This window comes from Terrisporobacter sp. (assembly GCF_017888745.1).
Lineage (GTDB): Bacteria > Bacillota > Clostridia > Peptostreptococcales > Peptostreptococcaceae > Terrisporobacter.
On record NZ_JAGHFM010000142.1, the window covers coordinates 1 to 18,916 of the forward strand.

17 protein-coding genes are annotated in these 18,916 nt (G+C 28.0%); 13 read left to right on the plus strand and 4 right to left on the minus strand.

Annotated features, from left to right (window positions below; genetic code table 11):
* From J7G74_RS06855 to J7G74_RS06875, 5 genes are all read left to right on the plus strand, one after another.
* A partial coding sequence (locus J7G74_RS06855) for a sensor histidine kinase (protein WP_297133418.1) occupies nt 1-831 on the plus strand: 831 nt, incomplete at its 5' end.
* Between the two features lie 92 nt (nt 832-923).
* Entirely contained in the window at nt 924-1,145 is a 222-nt protein-coding gene (locus tag J7G74_RS06860; RefSeq protein WP_297133419.1) for a NifU family protein, read from the plus strand.
* Nucleotides 1,146-1,710: 565 nt separating this feature from the next.
* Nucleotides 1,711-3,858, plus strand: coding sequence for a YhgE/Pip domain-containing protein (locus tag J7G74_RS06865; RefSeq protein ID WP_297133420.1), 2,148 nt, complete (start codon nt 1,711-1,713; stop codon nt 3,856-3,858).
* 698 nt (nt 3,859-4,556) lie between these two features.
* On the plus strand, nt 4,557-4,979 hold the full coding sequence (locus J7G74_RS06870) for an NfeD family protein (RefSeq protein ID WP_297133421.1): 423 nt from the start codon (nt 4,557-4,559) through the stop codon (nt 4,977-4,979).
* Between the two features lie 54 nt (nt 4,980-5,033).
* Nucleotides 5,034-5,984, plus strand: a complete 951-nt coding sequence (locus tag J7G74_RS06875; protein WP_297133422.1) for an SPFH domain-containing protein — start codon at nt 5,034-5,036, stop codon at nt 5,982-5,984.
* Nucleotides 5,985-6,077: 93 nt separating this feature from the next.
* On the opposite strand, the gene J7G74_RS06880 is transcribed toward J7G74_RS06875, so the two are convergent.
* Nucleotides 6,078-6,500, minus strand: a complete 423-nt coding sequence (locus J7G74_RS06880) for a single-stranded DNA-binding protein (RefSeq protein ID WP_297133423.1) — start codon at nt 6,498-6,500, stop codon at nt 6,078-6,080.
* 100 nt (nt 6,501-6,600) lie between these two features.
* Entirely contained in the window at nt 6,601-7,086 is a 486-nt protein-coding gene (locus J7G74_RS16920; protein WP_443081646.1) for a GtrA family protein, read from the minus strand.
* 106 nt (nt 7,087-7,192) lie between these two features.
* On the opposite strand from J7G74_RS16920, the gene J7G74_RS06885 reads away from it, so the two are divergent.
* From J7G74_RS06885 to J7G74_RS06915, 7 genes are all read left to right on the plus strand, one after another.
* Nucleotides 7,193-8,050, plus strand: coding sequence for an Mrp/NBP35 family ATP-binding protein (locus tag J7G74_RS06885; RefSeq protein ID WP_297133425.1), 858 nt, complete (start codon nt 7,193-7,195; stop codon nt 8,048-8,050).
* 326 nt (nt 8,051-8,376) lie between these two features.
* Entirely contained in the window at nt 8,377-9,618 is a 1,242-nt protein-coding gene (locus J7G74_RS06890) for a pyridoxal phosphate-dependent aminotransferase (RefSeq protein ID WP_297133426.1), read from the plus strand.
* A 70-nt stretch (nt 9,619-9,688) separates the two neighbouring features.
* Nucleotides 9,689-11,473, plus strand: a complete 1,785-nt coding sequence (gene iorA, locus J7G74_RS06895; RefSeq protein WP_297133427.1) for an indolepyruvate ferredoxin oxidoreductase subunit alpha — start codon at nt 9,689-9,691, stop codon at nt 11,471-11,473.
* 1 nt (nt 11,474) lies between these two features.
* Nucleotides 11,475-12,074, plus strand: a complete 600-nt coding sequence (locus J7G74_RS06900) for an indolepyruvate oxidoreductase subunit beta (RefSeq protein ID WP_297133428.1) — start codon at nt 11,475-11,477, stop codon at nt 12,072-12,074.
* An 87-nt stretch (nt 12,075-12,161) separates the two neighbouring features.
* Complete coding sequence (gene buk / locus J7G74_RS06905) at nt 12,162-13,259, plus strand: butyrate kinase (RefSeq protein ID WP_297133430.1); 1,098 nt, start codon at nt 12,162-12,164, stop codon at nt 13,257-13,259.
* Nucleotides 13,260-13,271: 12 nt separating this feature from the next.
* Nucleotides 13,272-14,090: a MerR family transcriptional regulator gene (locus J7G74_RS06910; protein ID WP_297133432.1), complete on the plus strand. Its 819-nt coding sequence runs from the start codon at nt 13,272-13,274 to the stop codon at nt 14,088-14,090.
* Nucleotides 14,091-14,114: 24 nt separating this feature from the next.
* Complete coding sequence (locus J7G74_RS06915; RefSeq protein WP_297133434.1) at nt 14,115-15,020, plus strand: bifunctional enoyl-CoA hydratase/phosphate acetyltransferase; 906 nt, start codon at nt 14,115-14,117, stop codon at nt 15,018-15,020.
* Between the two features lie 170 nt (nt 15,021-15,190).
* Here J7G74_RS06915 and J7G74_RS06920 read toward each other — a convergent pair whose 3' ends face one another.
* Nucleotides 15,191-16,585, minus strand: a complete 1,395-nt coding sequence (locus tag J7G74_RS06920; protein WP_297133436.1) for an APC family permease — start codon at nt 16,583-16,585, stop codon at nt 15,191-15,193.
* Nucleotides 16,586-16,844: 259 nt separating this feature from the next.
* Between J7G74_RS06920 and murI the strand changes: the two genes are divergently transcribed.
* A complete protein-coding gene (gene murI / locus J7G74_RS06925; RefSeq protein WP_297133438.1) occupies nt 16,845-17,621 on the plus strand; it encodes a glutamate racemase in 777 nt (258 codons plus the stop codon).
* A gap of 65 nt (nt 17,622-17,686) precedes the next feature.
* Here murI and J7G74_RS06930 read toward each other — a convergent pair.
* The coding region (locus J7G74_RS06930) for a HAMP domain-containing sensor histidine kinase (protein ID WP_297133440.1) at nt 17,687-18,916 on the minus strand (1,230 nt) is incomplete at its 5' end.

Sequence of the window (18,916 nt, forward strand, 5' to 3'; positions counted from 1 at the left end):
ATAATATATATTTTTTTAGCTATGATTTTTATTTATTACATGATTAACCGTGTTAAATATTTAGACGATTTAGTAAAAACTAGAACTATGGATTTAGTAAATGAAATTTATACAAATAATGAGTTATTAACTAAGGTTATTGCTTTAGAAAAAAACAAAAATAATTATTTTGTTAATTTATCTCATGAATTAAGGACACCTTTAAATGTAATATGTACAAGTGAGCAGTTAATAACATCACTTAATAATAGTGACAAAGGTCTGGATAGAGATAAACTGAATACTTACATGGATGTCATAAGAAAAAATGCTAATAGATTGTTGAATTTAATTAATAACTTAATTGATGGAAGTAAGATAGAAAATGGAAATTATAAAATAGACTTAGAAGATAATGATATAGTTTATATAGTTGAGGAAGCAACACTATCATTGAAAGATTATATTCAAAGTAAAGGTATTGAATTGATAGTAGATCCTGAAATAGAAGAAAAAATAATAAAATGCGATGCACATGAAATAGAAAGATGTATTGTTAATTTAGTTAGTAATTCCTATAAGTTTACTCCACCGGGAGGTAAGATAGAAGTTGGAATAAGAGACTTAGGGGAAAAAACTGAAATAACTGTTATAGATACAGGTATTGGTATAGATAAAAAATATCATGATATTATATTTGATAGATTTAATCAGGTTGTTGATGCACACTCAGAAACTAAAGGAAGTGGATTGGGGCTAACTATAACAAAACAAATTATTAAACTTCATGGAGGAACTATTTCTTTAGAAAGTGAAATCGGAAAAGGAAGTAAATTTACAATTATACTGTAATTTTGTGTCTGATAATATTAAGTATTGTAGTTTATAAATATAACATAGTATATAATTATATATATACTAAGATATGATTAGGAGGGGTATTTATGAAAGAACAAGTTGCAGAAGTGCTAGAAAAGGTTAGACCAGTATTACAAAGAGATGGCGGAGACGTTGAATTAGTGGAAGTCAGTGATGAAGGTGTTGTACTGGTTAGGTTAAAAGGAGCCTGTTCTGGGTGCCCAGGAGCTACAATGACATTAAAAGCAGTTATAGAAAATTTATTAGTTAAAGAAGTTCCAGGAGTAACTAGAGTTGTTGGAGTTTAAAGTTAATATTTTTATAATAAAAAGGCACTCGTTGAGTGTCTTTTTTTACTTACAAGGACATTATATTGACTTCAAACCTATGGAAAACTCCTAGGATAAAGTATTATCAATACATTTTGAGAAGTTGTAAAAAGTAAATTTTGAGCAACGGTCAAAGCCGTTGGCGACATGAAGTGGAGCACCCACGCAGTGGCTTAAGCGAAGCGAATTTTTTATTGTATTAATTTAATTACTAGATATTGGTTTTAATATTAGTAATTTTATTACACAAAAAAAATTTGTCTAAATACAGGTTTAAATTATAATTGGTAAAAATTTCATAAAATATGAAATTTATGGTATAAATTGGATTTCTATTCCAAAAATATGTTATTTATTGTATAATATAGAATAGTAAAAAATCTAACTATTTTAAAACTTAGTAAAATACGAGTTTTTAATAAATTTATATAGTATATATTTCTGCATAAATATTAAATATTAAACAAAAAATAACTACTATTAGGATACTTGACATCTTACTCAAAAGTCAGATTCTTAATTACAACTTAGTGGAGGAGTACATATGAAAAATATAATAAAAATATTTAAAGATGATTTGAAAGATATATTTACTAATATATCGCTTATGATAGTTATAATAGCACTGGCGATTTTACCATCCCTATATGCCTGGTTTAATATAAAAGCATCTTGGGATCCTTATGGCAATACTTCTAACATATTGGTAGCAGTAGTAAATAATGATAAAGGTACTACTTTGTTTGATAAAAAGCTTAATGTTGGAGAGAAGCTGGTAGAGCAACTGAAGGAAAATACTGCTTTAGGATGGCAATTTGTTGACGATGATGAGGCTAAAAAGGGTGTTGAGACAGGTAAATACTATGCTTCTATAGAGATAACAAAAGATTTTTCAAATAACATAATATCTGTATTGGGTGAAAATGTAGAGAAAGCAGATATTGTATATACTGTTAACGAGAAAATAAATGCAATAGCACCTAAAATAACTGATAAAGGTGCATCAACAATACAACAGCAAGTCAATAAAACTGTTGTCAAAACTGCTAGTGAAGCAGTATTTGAAATTTTAAATGAAGTAGGGATATCATTGGAAGAAAATCTTCCTATGCTTGGTAATATAGAAAATTCATTGAAGGAAGTTCAAGGTAAATTTGATGAAATAGATAACATATTAAATACAGCGAGTGATGCTTCAGCTCAAATTTCAGAAATAGTTAAATTGCTTCAAGATGATATGCCTTTAATTACATCAACACTACAAAATTCAATAGGATTATCAGGAGATATTAAGGAGTTCTTACAAGGTACTAAATCAAGTATGAATGATATTGCACCTACTATAAAAAAGGACTTACAAATTATAAATGAATTATCTTATTCAGCTACAAATGGAGTAAATAATTTAGTTGAAGCTCTACAAAAAGGTTATGAAAATGCACCGCAACTAGTGGATAGCCTTTATGATAAAGTGAATAGTTTATCATCTACAACTACGACTTTAGAACAATTTTTAACTAAATTAGATAAAATAACATCAGGAAATTATTTAGGAGATATAATATCCTCTGTAAAATCAATAAATAATAAGTTAAATTCAGTAAAAGAAGCTTTAGTTACAATTAAAGGTCAGTTAGAAAATGGACAATCTCCATCATTAGATAAATTAAACAACGCTTTAACTTTACTTACTGATGTAAGTAAAATAACATCAGATTTATTAAATAATTTTGATTCTAAGATAGTAGTACCATTAAATAATATCTTTGAAAAAGGTATAAATGTATCTGGAGATGTTATTACATTATTAGAGAAAGCAGAAGATAAACTGCCAAAAATAAACAATATCTTAGATACTACACTTAATTTCTCGGGAAATGCTGACGAAGCTATTGTATATATAAGAGAAAAAGTTCCTCAAGCTAAGTCTGTATTAGACAAATTAGTATCAGCTATATCGAAAGTAAATAATAGTGAAGAAATGGACGAATTAGTTACATTCTTAAGAAATGATGTTATAGAACAAGCAAACTTCTTAGAAGAACCAGTAGAATTAGTTTCAAACTCACTATATCATGTTGCTAATTATGGATCAGGAATGACACCATTCTACACAGTATTAAGTCTTTGGGTAGGGGTAGTTTTATTAACTTCGCTTTTATCAACAGAAGTTCATGGAGAATATAAACCATATGAGGTGTATTTTGGAAGAGGACTTACATTCTTACTTATTGCTCTTTTACAAGGATTAATAGTGAGTGTAGGTGATATATTATTATTAGGAGTAACTACAACAAATCCTGTATTATTTGTAATGTTATCCTTATTAATAAGTACTGTATTCACATTTATTGTATACTCATTAGTATCAGTATTTGGAAATATAGGTAAGTCATTAGCAGTAATATTATTAGTTATACAGGTTGCAGGTTCAGGTGGAACTTTCCCTATTCAAGTAACACCTAAGTTCTTCCAAAATGTTAATCCATTCTTACCATTTACTTATGGTATACAATCATTAAGAGAAGCGGTAGCTGGTGTATATGAGCCAAATTTAATAAAAGATATATATGTTCTTTTAATATTCTTGATTCTATCAATAATATTAAATGTGGCATTAAAAGGACCTATAAATAAATTATTATCGAAATTCACGAATAAATTATCTGAAAGTAGACTTACAGAACATTAATACTAAAGGGATAAATTGTAAAATACAATTTATCCTTTATTTTTATATTAAAAGAATTAATGTTATAGAATTTGGATATGGTATGGGAGATAATATTAATACTTTAAAACTATTAGAATATATATTAATAATAGTAATTATCCTATAGTTATATATAAAGATAGTTTAAATTTACAAATAAGTAATCTTCATTTATTGAATGAATATAAAAATAAAATAATAATTACCTCATATCTTGGAGAAATGTCAAGATTAACAGGAAAAGGCATAGAATGTATTAAGAGATAATTAAGTTGATGTTGCTAAGTATTTTGCTAAAGAACATAAAGTAATAGTTTTATTAAAAGGATATGAAACGGTAATTACATATGGATACACTATTTATATTAATCAAACGTTAAATAGTACCATGGCCAATAGATGAATTTGAGACTGTTTACTAGGGATGATTACATCTTTCAGAGGTCAAAATATAGATATATTTGATGAGGTAGTATGTGCGGTATATATAGGGGTATATAGGTGATAACTTATCTAAAGAATTATATCCTGTAAATGTAACAGATATTATAAGGAATATATCTAAATTTATACAAAAAATAAAGTTTTGAGATTAATTTGTAACTATTAAGTTTGGAAATATTGATATAATTATTAATAAGAAATTTTAATTATTAAAATAGAGTGGAGGGATATATATGAATACAGTCTGGTTAGTTGTTGCTGTAGCTTTTGGTATTGCAGAATTAATGACAACAAGCTTAACCTTAGTATGGTTTAGTATAGGTGCATTAGTATTAATGTGCATTAGTACTTTCATAGAAAGTATAATTATACAAATAGCATTGTTTTCAATAATATCTATTACTTTGTTAGTAATATTTACAAAGTATTTTGTTGATAAAGATAAGAACTTTAAATACAATACAAATTTGCAAGGTATAGTTCAAAAGACTGGAATTGTAAAAGAAGAAATACCATCTTATGGTACAGGTATAGTTACTTTAACAGGAGAAGATTGGACTGCTATTTCTTCAAATAATGAAAAAATAGAAAAGGGAGAAATAGTAAAAATAGTCAAAATTGAGGGAGTCAAATTAGTAGTAGAACATATCAAATAAGTATAATATATTTTTTAATATATATAAATTTATTATAAAAAAGGAGAAAAAGGTATGATACTAATAGCTATAATTGTTATAGTAATATTGATAAGTTTAAGTTGTGTAAAAGTTATTAAGCAGTCTAAAGTAGGTATAGTTATGAGACTTGGAAAATTCCACAAAAAGGCTGATACTGGGGTACATTTCTTAATACCATTTTTAGATCAAATGGCTTATGTGATTGATTTAAGAGAAAATGTAGTAGATTTTCCACCACAAGCAGTTATTACAAAAGATAACGTAACAATGCAAATAGATACAGTTGTTTATTTCCAAGTTACAGATCCAATCAGATATGTATTTGAAATAGCTAATCCCATATCTGCAATAGAAAATTTAACGGCAACTACTCTTAGAAACATAATCGGGGAATTAGATTTAGATGAAACACTAACATCTAGAGATTTAATCAATACTAAGATGAGATCTATATTAGATGAAGCAACAGATAAATGGGGTATAAAAGTAAATAGAGTAGAGCTTAAAAATATAATGCCACCTCATGATATACAAGTTGCTATGGAAAAGCAAATGAGGGCAGAGAGGGAAAGAAGAGAGTCTATTCTTCAAGCAGAAGGTAATAAAGCTGCATCAATCCTTCAAGCAGAAGGAGAAAAACAATCTGCAATACTTAGAGCAGAAGCTAAAAAAGAGGCAATGGTTAGAGAAGCAGAAGGTGAAAAGCAATCTAGAATTCTTAGAGCAGAAGGTGAAGCTGAGTCTATAAGACAAATTGCTCAAGCTAAGGCAGAAGGTGAAGCTACTATAATTAAAAATGTATTCCAAGCAATGAAAGAATCAGATATTGATGATAATATGTTAGCTCTTAAATCTATGGAGGCACTTGAAAAGCTTGCCGAAAGTGATTCAACTAAGTTAGTTCTTCCATCAGAAACAGTAAACTTCCTTGGGTCATTTAAAGGTATAAAAGAAGTTTTAAGTAGCGATAAAATAGATAAATAAATTATTAAAAATACTGTAGAAAAATGATTTTTCTACAGTATTTTTTAATTAGTACATGATATTAAAGATGACCAATATATAAGAATTTCTATATTAAAATGGTACTTCACTTTCAGGAATTTCTCCTTCAAATACTTCTTCATCATTGAAGACAGCATTACTATTAAACATATTTTCAGAATTTGAATCTTTTCTTTTAGAATAAGGTATAAAGTCAAATGAATTAACTCTAACAATTATAGAATATTTGTTTTCTCCAGTAGATGATGTATAATTTTCTGTTTTTAATCTACCATCTATACCAACAACACGACCTTTAGACATATATTTACAAAATATCTCCGCGCTTTTATCCCACAACTCACAATTTATAAAATCAACATCATAATTACCTTCATCATTTTTATAATTTCTATTTACAGCTAATGTGAATTTTGTTACTGGGATATTGTTTTCACCTACAAATCTAAGATCTGGATCCCCACATAATCTTCCAACTAAAATTATTTTATTCATTTGATACCTCCGTATATAAAAAAATAGTTATAATAGTTGGATTATGGACAAACAAAAGTTCGATTATACTACTAATATAATAAAAATAAGTTAAATTAAATCAACCTTTAATATACTTATCTTTTTTATGCTTGTTCTTTATTACAAGCCTCATCAAGAAAAATACCGGAATAGTTGAAAATATAGGGGCAATAATAGGAGCAATAGCCTTATTAATACTAAATTTATTAACTAAAAGTAGTATTAAGCCTAGATTTAAAGAATATTCAAATAGATATACTAAAATGCTTAATATATATTTTTTTAAGGTATAGTGATTTTCTTTAAAAGTATATTTTGAATTAAAAAAATAAGATGCAGTTATACTTATAACACTTGTTATAGTATAGGCAACTATATAGTTTATATGAAAATATAAATATAAAATTAGATATAGTCCTTGAGATACTACAAAATTTATTGTACCAATGATATTAAATTTTATATACTCTTTAATCTTTTCTTTAATTTTGCTAAATCTTAGTGATAAATTATTGTTTATAATGAACACTCCCTTTTTAATAGATAATAATAAATTATTATACATCAATACATTTTAAAAAGATATTTAATATTATTATGCTCATTGACAAAGTAAATATAAAGAACTATATTTAATTTGTATAAATAGCTATTATTAAGGGGGAAAAGATATGTCAAGTTGCAATTCATGTCCTTCAAAAGGATCTTGCGGTAAAGATGAGTCAAGCTGTAGTATTCAAAATAATCCATTAAACAAAATAGATAAAATAATTGGAGTAATGAGTGGAAAAGGAGGAGTAGGAAAGTCTACTGTATCAGCATTAATAGCAAAAAATTTAAGAAAGCAAGGGTATAAAGTTGGAGTATTAGATGCAGATATAACTGGCCCAAGTATACCAAGACTTTTAGGTGTATCTAATCAAAGAGCAAGGGGAACTAAAGAATTTATATATCCAGTAATAAGTGAAGATGGAATAAAAATAATGTCTTTAAATTTATTAATTAAAAATGAAGATGAGCCTGTTATTTGGAGAGGGGCTATGATATCTAACACAGTAAAACAGTTTTATAATGATGTATTATGGGAAGAGTTAGACTATCTTATAATAGATATGCCTCCTGGAACTGGAGATGTAGCATTAACAGTTATGCAATCAATTCCTATAAATGGTATAGTAATGGTTACAGTGCCTCAAGATATGGTATCAATGATTGTGTCTAAAGCTATTCATATGGTTAATAAATTAAATATAAATGTAATCGGTGTAGTTGAAAATATGAGTTACATAAAATGTCCAGATTGTCAAACTAAAATTCAGATATTTAATGGAGATAATAGTAGAAAATTCTTAGATGATATGAACTTAAATCTCCTTGGCGAGCTTCCTATGAATTCTGGAATAGGAAATGTTTCTATAGGAATGTATAATGATAATGATGAAGAGGCAGAGCAATTATTTAATCCTATAGTTATAAATATGATTAATTCGTTGAAAAATATAGAACAAAGTAAAGTGCTACAAAAATAGATTTTTACAGAATAGTATTTAATATAATGATTATGAGAATATTTTATAATTACAAATAAAATATTTTTTGTGGGACAAGGTTTCAAAATGATGAAATTATGTGCTGAAGATTAAGAAGAATAATAATACATGAAAATACATAGCTTAGGGATCTTAATGAGCTATGTATTTTTATTATAAAAATATATTTTATACATGGAAAAATTAGTGTAAATATTGGAAAAATGTATTGACATTCTAGTTACTGTAAGGTTTATTATGATAGTATAAGGAATTATAAATATTAATAATATTATTAATAAAGATAAAATTTAGGGGGAAATAATATGAAATTAAGTATGGTTGCAAATCATGCAAGATGGCCTAGAGAAAATGATATAATTTTTAATTTATCAGAAAGAGCACAATCAGCAGAAAAGAAATTTGGCAAGGACGAAGTAATAAATGCTACTATTGGAGCCCTAATGGATGATGATGGAAAATTAATAACAATGAAGACAGTTTATGATGAACTTAAATCTTTACCTAATGCTGAAATATCTGCTTATGCATCGATTGCTGGTCAAGATGATTATAAAGAAGCAGTTAAAAAAGTATGTTTTCAAGGGAATGACCCAGAAGGATATATGAGAGTTGTTGCTTCTCCAGGGGGAAGTGGAGCTATTAAGTTAGCTATGTGGAATTATACTAATCCAGGTGATGTAATATTAACTTCTGATTGGTATTGGAGTCCTTATGGAACTATAGGAGAAGAAGCTGGCAGAAGTGTAGCAAATTATAGATTATTTAATGAACAAGGTAAATTTAATATAGAATCATTTAAAGAAAAATTTAAAGATATAATTGATAAACAAGGAAATATATTTACAATTATTAACTCACCAGGTCACAATCCTACTGGATATAGTGTATCTGATAGTGAATGGGATGAAATATTAGATTTTGCTAAAGATGTAGCAAAAGATGAAAGTAAAAAAATAGTTTTATTTATAGATGTTGCATATATAGATTTTGTAAAAAATGATGTTGAGAGCAGAAAATTCTTTAAAAAGTTTGGTAATTTACCAGCAAATATATTAACGATAGTAGGATTCAGTATGTCTAAAGGATTTACTGCTTATGGAATGAGAATGGGAGCTGCTATTGGAATATCTTCAAGTGAAGATATTATAGAAGAATTTTATTTTTCTTTAATGCATTCTTGTAGAGCAAACTGGTCTAATTGCAACAGGGGAGCAATGGCTATATTGTCTAGTTTGGTATCAGATAAAGAAAAATATGATGAGTATAAAAATGAAAAAGATAAGTATAAAGATATGTTAGTAAAAAGAGCAGAAGCATTTGTAGAAGGGGCTAAAGATGCTAATCTTGAAATACTTCCATATAGAGATGGATTTTTTGTAAGTATACCTTGTGAAAATCCAAGACAAGTTTGCGAAGAACTTACAAAAGAAAATATTTATTTAGTTCCATTAAAAATGGGTCTTAGATTTGCTGTATGCGCAGTTTCAGAAGAGAAATGTAGCAAAGCACCAAAGATTATAAAAGAGGTACTTGATAGAATTTAATTCTTTCATGAATATATTTATAAAAAGGGAAAGAGGATTTTTGTACAAATTAAGGGGGTCTAATTAATTTATGAAGAAATTAATGACAGGCAATGAAGCTATAGCTCGTGGAGCATATGAAGCAGGTGTAAAATATGCATCTGCTTATCCAGGTACACCAAGTACTGAGATATTAGAAAATATAGCGTTATACAAAGGGGATATAAAAGCTGAGTGGGCTACAAATGAAAAAGTTGCATTAGAAGCAGTAGCAGGAGCTTCAATAGCTGGTGCAAGAAGTGTAGCTTCAATGAAACATGTTGGTTTAAACGTTGCAGCAGATCCATTATTTACAATTGCTTACACAGGTGTTAATGGTGGATTAGTAATAATAACAGCTGACGAACCAGGACAACACTCATCTCAAAATGAACAAGATAATAGAAACTATGCAAAATCATCAAAAATACCAATGCTTGAACCATCTACTAGCCAAGAGGCTAAAGATATGTTTAAAGAGGCCTTTGAAATAAGTGAAGAATTTGATACACCTGTATTATATCGTTTAACAACTAGACTTTGTCATTCAAAGGGTATAGTTGAATGTGAAGAAAGAAAAGAAGTTGGAATTAAAGAATATGTAAAGAATGCATCAAAATATGTTACAGTTCCAGCGAATTCAAGATTATTAAGAATCAAAGTAGAAGAAAGAATGAATAAATTAGCAGAGTTTTCTGATGTAACTGAGCTTAACTACATGGAATTAAATGATACAAAAATTGGTGTAATAGCTTCAGGAATGTGCGTTAACTTTGCAAAAGAAGTATTTGAGAAAAATGCATCTTATTTAAAATTAGGATTTACATTCCCTATGCCAGATGAAAAAATAAAAGAATTTGCTTCTAAGGTTGATAAGATATATGTAATAGAAGAAAATGATAAATTCATAGAAGATCATGTAAAATCACTAGGTGTAGAATGCCATGGTAAAGATGTATTCCCAGCTTATGGGGAAATGACCCCAGATGTTATTAGAAAAGCAGTATATGGAAAAACTTTTGAATCACTAGAAACTGATGAAGAATTATTAGTTCCAAGACCTCCAACATTCTGCTCAGGATGTCCACATAGAGGATTATTCTATGAGTTAGGAAAAAGAAAAGATGTTGTAATAACAGGTGATATAGGTTGTTATACTTTAGGTTTTGCAGAGCCTTACAATGCAATGGATTGTGTTGTTTGTATGGGTGCTAGTTTAGGTTCTGGTCATGGAGCACAACAAGTATTTAACATGGTAGAAGGAAATAAAAAGAGAGTAGTAGGAGTATTAGGCGACTCAACATTTTTCCATACAGGAATAAATGGATTATTAGATGTTATATACAATAAAGGTAATTCTATATCAATAATATTAGATAATAGAATCACTGGAATGACTGGTCATCAAGAAAATCCTGGCTCAGGGTATACTTTACAAGGAGAAGTCACTACAGAGGTTAGTATAGAAGCCGTAGTTAGAGCTTGTGGAGTGAAAAATGTAAGAGTTGTAAACCCAAATAATTTAGAAGAAGTTAATGAAGTATTAGACTGGGCATTTGATTTAGATGAAGCATCTGTAATAATAACAAGATGGCCATGTGCACTTAAAAAATTCTCACCACAAGATATTGAAGAATTTAATAAGCCTTTTACAAACAAATGCAAAATTGAAGAAGATTTATGTATAGGATGTAAAAAATGTACTAGAACTGGATGTCCTGCAATTTCATACGATAAATCAATTAAGAAAGCTACAATAGATAGAAATCAATGTTTAGGATGTGAAATTTGTTCACAAGTATGTCCTAAAGAAGCAATAGTTAAGGAGGTAAGATAAAATGACTAAAAGTATTATGTTAGTAGGTGTAGGTGGTCAAGGAACTATACTTGCAAGTAAATTATTAACTATTGGATTGATGGAAGCTGGCTATGATGTGAAAATGAGTGAAATACATGGTATGAGCCAAAGGGGAGGCTCTGTTTCTTCTCAAGTAAGATATGGAGAAGATGAAGTGTATTCTCCTGTTATTGAAATTGGTGGAGCAGATATGATAGTTTCATTTGAAAAAATGGAAGCATTAAGATATCTTAAATATTTAAAACCAGAAGGAAAAATTGTTGCTAATAATTATAAATTGGAATCAATATCTTCATTAGTAGGTAAATATGAGTATAAAGAAGATAAAATAGATGAAGAGTTACTTAGATTGAAAGCCTCAGTTATAGATGCTGGTAAAAGAGCAGAAGAATTAGGTAATGTAAAAGTAATGAATGTTATTTTATTAGGAGCTTTAGTAAAATCTATGAATTTAGATAATATTGATTGGGAAGATATAATAAGAAAAAATGTAAAAGAAAAATTTGTTGATATAAATATAGTAGCTTTTAATGAAGGTAAGAAATTAGTTGAAAGTGAAGAAGCTAGTGCAACTATATAAAAATATTTAGAATAAAAATTTGAAAAGCTATTATAATTTTTTATTATAATAGCTTTTATATAAAAATCTAAAAAAAGGGGAGAAATTATGATTTACAGAGTATTAGCTATAAATCCAGGATCAACTTCAACAAAATTTGCAGTATATGAAGGAACAAATCCAATATTAACAAAATCTTTAGACCATTCAGTAGAACAATTATCAAAATACTCATCGATAATGGATCAATTTCAAATGAGAAAAGAGGAAGTTGAAAATACACTAAAAGAAAATAATATAGATATAAAAAGTATAAATGCAGTAGTGGGAAGATGTGGGGGATTACCACCAGTAAAATCAGGTGCATATCTAATTAATGAAGAAATGATAAGTAGATTAAAATATAAGCCAGTCATAGATCATGCTTCAAATTTAGGAGCAATGATTTCTTATTCAATAGCGAATGAGATCGGAGTAAATTCATATATTTATGATCCTGTTTGTGTTGATGAATCAATAGAAATTACTAAACCATCTGGACTTAAAGGTTTAGATAGGGTTTGCTTAACTCATGCTTTGAATACTAGAGCAATGGCTATAAAATATTCGAAAATGATTAATAAAAACTATAAAGATTTAAATTTAATAGTTGCTCATTTAGGTGGAGGAATAAGCTTAAATGTACACGAAAAAGGAAGAATAGTTGACTTTGTTTCAGATGAAGAAGGACCATTCTCACCTGAAAGAGCAGGAAGATTGCCATCTAAAATGCTGATAGATTTATGTTATTCAGGTAAATACACTCATAAAGAAATGGTTAAAAATGTAAGAGGAAAAGGTGGGATAGTATCTTACTTGAATACTGTTGATGCAAGAGAAGTTGAAAGAAGAATAGCAGATGGAGATGATTATGCTAAGTTAATTTATGATGCATTGATTCTTCAAGTAGCTAAATCAATAGGTGAATTGGCTACAGTAGTTAACGGAGATGTGGATGCAATAATTATAACAGGTGGAATAGCATATTCTAAATATGTAAGTGAAGGTGTAGCTAATAGGGTTAAATTTATAGCACCGGTAGAAATTTTAGCAGGAGAAAATGAATTAGAAGCATTAGCGTTTGGAGCGTTAAGGGTACTACAGGGAGAAGAAGAAGCTACTATATATTATGATGAAGAATTTGTTAAAGCTAATGAAGAAAATTAAGGAAAATATAAAATGAAAGACTGTTTTACTATAGGAGAAATATCCAAGTTATTTGATATAAATACAAAAACATTAAGATACTATGACCAAATAGATTTATTTAAACCAAGCTATGTTAATAAAAATAATAAATATAGATACTATACACTGGATCAATTTCAATATTTAGAAACCATAACCTACTTGAAAGAGTTAGGGTTATCTTTAGATAGGATTAGATATCATCTAAATAATGTGGATGCTGAAGAAGTTATTAATTCATTAGAAGAGCAAAATAATATTATTAATCGAAGAATAAATGAATTAGAAACTATTAAACAAAGAATTAATAATAAAATACTACAAATAAAAGACTTCACAAGAATCGATTTATTAGGAACTATTAGAGAGTTAGATTTTGATGATAGACATGTAATAGAACTAAAAAATAGTATAAAGACTTGTTATGATTTAGAACTATCTCTTAGAAAATTAACAAAGATGTCAGAAAAGAAAATATCTTTAACTTATGGTATAGTAGGAGTATCAATTTCTAAAGAAAATTTGAAAGCAAGGCAATTTAAAGAGTATGAATCTATTTTTGTAATGATAGAAGAAGAAAAGTACCATAAAGAATTAATTAAAATATTTCCTAAAGGTACTTATGTATGTATGAGATTTAATGGTACTCATGAAGATGCAAAAATTTATTATGAAAAATTAATAGATTACATAAATGAAAAAGGATATGAAGTAATAGATGATTCATTGGAAATGGAATTAGTTGATCCTAGTTTATCTTTAACAAAAAATGAAATAGTAACAGAATTACAGATTTTAGTTAAGAAGTAATAAACATTGTTAAGGGGTGTTATCATGATAAATAAATTAAGTGATATATTTGAACAATTACAGGATGGAAATAGGGTAATTTTATCTGTTGCTGCGGCACATGACGAAGAAGTTTTATTAGCTATTAAAGAAGCAGTTGAAAAAGAAATAATAACTCCAATATTAATTGGTTATGAAGATAGAATAATAGAAATAAGTAAAGAGATAGGATTTAATTTAGAAGGAATTAAAATAATACATAAAGATACAATTGAAGAATGTGCAGAATGTGCAGTTAGATTAGTTTCTTCTAAAGAAGCAGATTTTGTAATGAAGGGGTTATTAGACACTTCTGTAATATTAAAAGCCGTATTAAACAAAGAATGGGGTCTTAGAACTGATAGTTTATTAAGTCATGTAATGATTTATGAAATACCAGCATATCATAAACTATTAGTTACAACTGATGGAGGAATGAATATAGCTCCTGATTATGAACAAAAAGTTAAAATATTAAAAAATGCAATAGAAGCTACAAAACCTTTAGGGATGGAAAATATAAAAGTTGCTTGTCTAGCTGCAAAAGAAAAAGTAAATCCTAAAATGCCAGCTACCGTTGATGCAAGAGCATTAGAGGAGGATTGTAAAGCTGGTAAATTTGGAGAAGGTGTAGTAGTTGAAGGACCTTTAGCATTTGACTTAGCCATATCTAAAGAAGCAAGTAAAGTTAAATGTTTTGAAAGTGAAGTGGCTGGAGATGCTGATATATTATTAATGCCAACTATAGAGGTAGGAAACGGAATAGGAAAAACCATAACATACTTTGCTGGAGGAAAGTCAGCTGGTGTCATAATGGGTGCAAAAGCTCCTATTGTTTTAACTTCAAGAGCAGATAGTCATGAATCTAAATTATATTCAATAGCTTATGGAGCTTTGATAGCAAGAAAATAACAATAAAATTAGGAAGTATATAATCCTTTCTTAGTAGATTACTATGGAAGGATTTTTTACTTTAAATCATTTAAGAAGACGGTTATATCATTCTATAAAACTAAAAGAATGCTTATTATCTATAATAATATAGAAAATAAACATTCTCGCTTAAATTTGATATCTACTTATTAGTTAATTTTGTAATTAGGTTCATGAGCTTCAATATTACTAACTGCTGCCCATATATAGAAAAATAATCCTAATGCTGCCCATCCTAATATAATTCCCCATTCATATGGCCAAACTAGAGCTGCTGGAGCACCTGGTATTAAGTACATTACACCTAAGAAAATACACATACATATAGAAGCAGCACCCACAAATCTCACATTCTTTACTTTATATGGTCTAGGCATATTTGGCTCTTTCTTTCTTAATACTAAGAATGAAATACAAACCATAGAGTACGAAACAACTATGCTACAGCCACCAGCATTAGATAACCAAACTAACATATTTCTTCCTAAGAAAGGCGATAGTGAAGTTATTATACCGATTAATATTATAGCATTAGATGGAGTTTTATATTTTGGATGAAGTTTTGCTAAGAATGAAGGTAACATTCCACATGCTGCCATTGAATATATAGCTCTACTTCCACCAACGTAGAAAGAGTTCCAGCTAGTGATAATACCAGCTATTCCACCTAAAATTAATATTTTTGATGCTAAGGAACTTCCATTGTAAACCTTAGCCATAGCATCAGCTGTTACTAAAGAAGATGCAGATATTTCAGCGCTATCCATAGCTAAAGAAACACCAAGAATTATCATTGCATACCATAGAACCGCCATTACAACAGATAATATTAATATTTGACCTATTTTCTTAAATGGCACATTCATTTCTTCTGCTGCTTGAGGGATTACATCAAATCCAACATACATGAATGGAGTCATAACTGCAACAGTCATCAATCCTCCGACTCCGTCGATAAATAGAGGTTGTATGTTTGAAGATGAACCATTTACAAAAGATCCTCCAATTAAGCCTAAACCAACTAGAGATATTAGTACTGTACATAATCCTTGTAAAAATGCTGCTGTTTTTACGCCAAAATAGTTTATTATTGTTATAACTATTGAACTTACAACTCCCACTAATAGCCATGTTCCATATACATCAAATCCTGCTACAGTATAAAGATATCCTTTAATATAACCTGGGAATATATACTGTAAAACTGTTGGAAGAGCTACAGTTTCGAAGGCTATTACGGATATATAACCTAAGATTATAGCCCAAGTACAAATAAAAGAAGCATTTCTCCCCAGCGCCCTGTAACTAAATACTTGTTCTCCACCACATTTAGGCATTGCAGATGTTAATTCAGCGTATGCTTGACCTACAAATAGAACCATTATACCTCCAAATACGAATGCTAAAATAGCTCCTAAGGTTCCGGCTGTTTGAATCCATTCACCAGATAAAACAACCCAACCCCAACCGATCATTGCACCAAAAGCTAACACAAAAACATCTGATTTATTTAGAACCTTATCGAACTTGTCATTATTGCTCATAAAATTCACCCCTCTGTTAAATTTTTAGTATTGTTATGTAAAACAAAATGATTTTAATATAATCTTAGCACAATTTCATCCGTTGTAAATTATTTTATGAAAAAAAAGTTGCAAAAATTAGAAAACACCATTTGAAATTTTCTTTGTATAAATAAAATAGATATTTTATAATATAAAGAAGTGGACAACATGATAATATAATCTAAATTTATGAAACTGACTAGTTATTATACAGTCATATGGATTGGAGGGTGCAATTTTGAATAATAAAGATAAAGCTATTGGTGTATTTGATTCTGGCTTAGGTGGTATAAGTGTACTAAAAGAATTAGCAAAATCAATGCCTAATGAAAAATTTATATATTTTGGAGATTCTGCAAATGCTCCTTATGGAATAAAAACAAAAGAAGAGATTACTGAAAGATGTATAGAAATAATAGAGTTCTTTTTGAAAAAAGGAGTTAAGGCAGTAGTGATTGCATGTAATACTGCTACATCTGCAGCAGCAAATGTGTTGAGGGAAAAGTATAATCACATACCGATAATAGGAATGGAACCTGCATTGAAGGTAGCGGCAGAAGGGCAAAAAGATGATACTATAGTAGTTATGGCAACACCACTGACATTAAAAGAACAAAAATTTAACGATTTAATGTCAAGGTATAATGATGATAATACAATTATTAAAATGCCTTGTCCTGAACTTGTTAATATAGTTGAAAATGATTTATTGGATGATGAGGTAGTAGTTGAAAATCAAATTAAAGAATACTATAAAAATTTAGATATAGAAGCAATTGATAGTGTTGTTTTAGGATGTACTCACTTTGTATTTTATAAAGAATATATGGAGAAAATATTAAACAACTCAATAAGTATAGTTGATGGAAATTTAGGAACGACAAATCATCTTAAAGAGGTTTTAAAGGAGAGAAATGAACTTCAATCTGAATATAAAGAGGGAAGTATCGATATATATAACTCTTCTACAGATGAAAGATTCATAAAACTATCAAATAAGTTATTAAATAAATAAAAAACAAAGTAAAATTCTTACTTTGTTTTTATTTATATTTATATTAAACTTAGACTATTTTATTTTTAGATTTCATTATAAGGTTTAAAAGATAATATAACCTTGAATAAATCTCCGTCTATACTTAGTTGCATATTACCATTTTGGTTTTCTATAATACTTTGGGTAATTGAAAGTCCAAGACCAGAACCTTCTGTATTTCTTGAAGAATCACCACGTCTAAATCTTTCTAAGAACTCTTCTGGCTTTAAATTTAGTCTGTAATTAGAGATATTTTTAAATGTTATATATATATTATTGTTTTCTAATGTTAAATCAATATAAACTCTGCTATTTGGAGCAGAATATTTTAATATATTAGTTATTAAATTTTCAAAAGCTCTCCAAGTTCTTTTTCCATCTATTAAAGTAAATACCTCTTCTTCAGGAGTATCTACTATAAAATCAAGTCTACTTTCTTGAATTTTATCTTCTAATTCAACAATACTTTGTATTAAAAGTTCTTTAATATCTGTTTTTTCTAGATTAAATTCTATTTCACCACTACTTAATTTAGAAGCTTCAAATATTTCTTCTACTAAAGTCTTCAGTCTTTTAGATTTTTTATCTAATATGGATAAGTAGTCTTTTCTTGTATTTTCATCTATATTAGGGCTTTTTAGCATATCTACATAATTTATAATAGAAGTTAAAGGTGTCTTTAAGTCATGAGAAACATTTGTTATTAATTCTGTTTTCATTTTTTCACTTTTTATAGCATTATCAACTGCTTTTTCAAGACCTTCACTCATACTATTAATATTTTTTGCAAGTAAAGTAATTTGGTCGTTACCCTTGACTTGCAACTTACAATCTAAAGAACCTTTTTTAATAGATTCAACTTCTTTTGAAATATATTCTATATAATCAAATTTTTTGTATACTGTTTTGAATATAAAAATATAAAATATAATATTTATTATAATATATAGTATAAAAATAATCATAAAATTATAGTTAAATGTAGCAAACAGGATAAATAAAAGTATACATTGAAGTATTAATCCAAAACATAAAGTGTAAGCTAGTTTTTTATTTAATGACTTTTTATTATGTTTACTTATTAGAGACTTTATAAAAGGAGATGTATAAAGTTTTTCAAATAAGTGATTTTTATTATAAATAATATAATTAATTAAGAAATATATTAAATATAATGCAGCTACATCATAAAATACAAATTTATCATACATATATAATTGTCTATGCATACCATATCTACTTATTTGAATTGATATAAATGCTAATAATAAAAC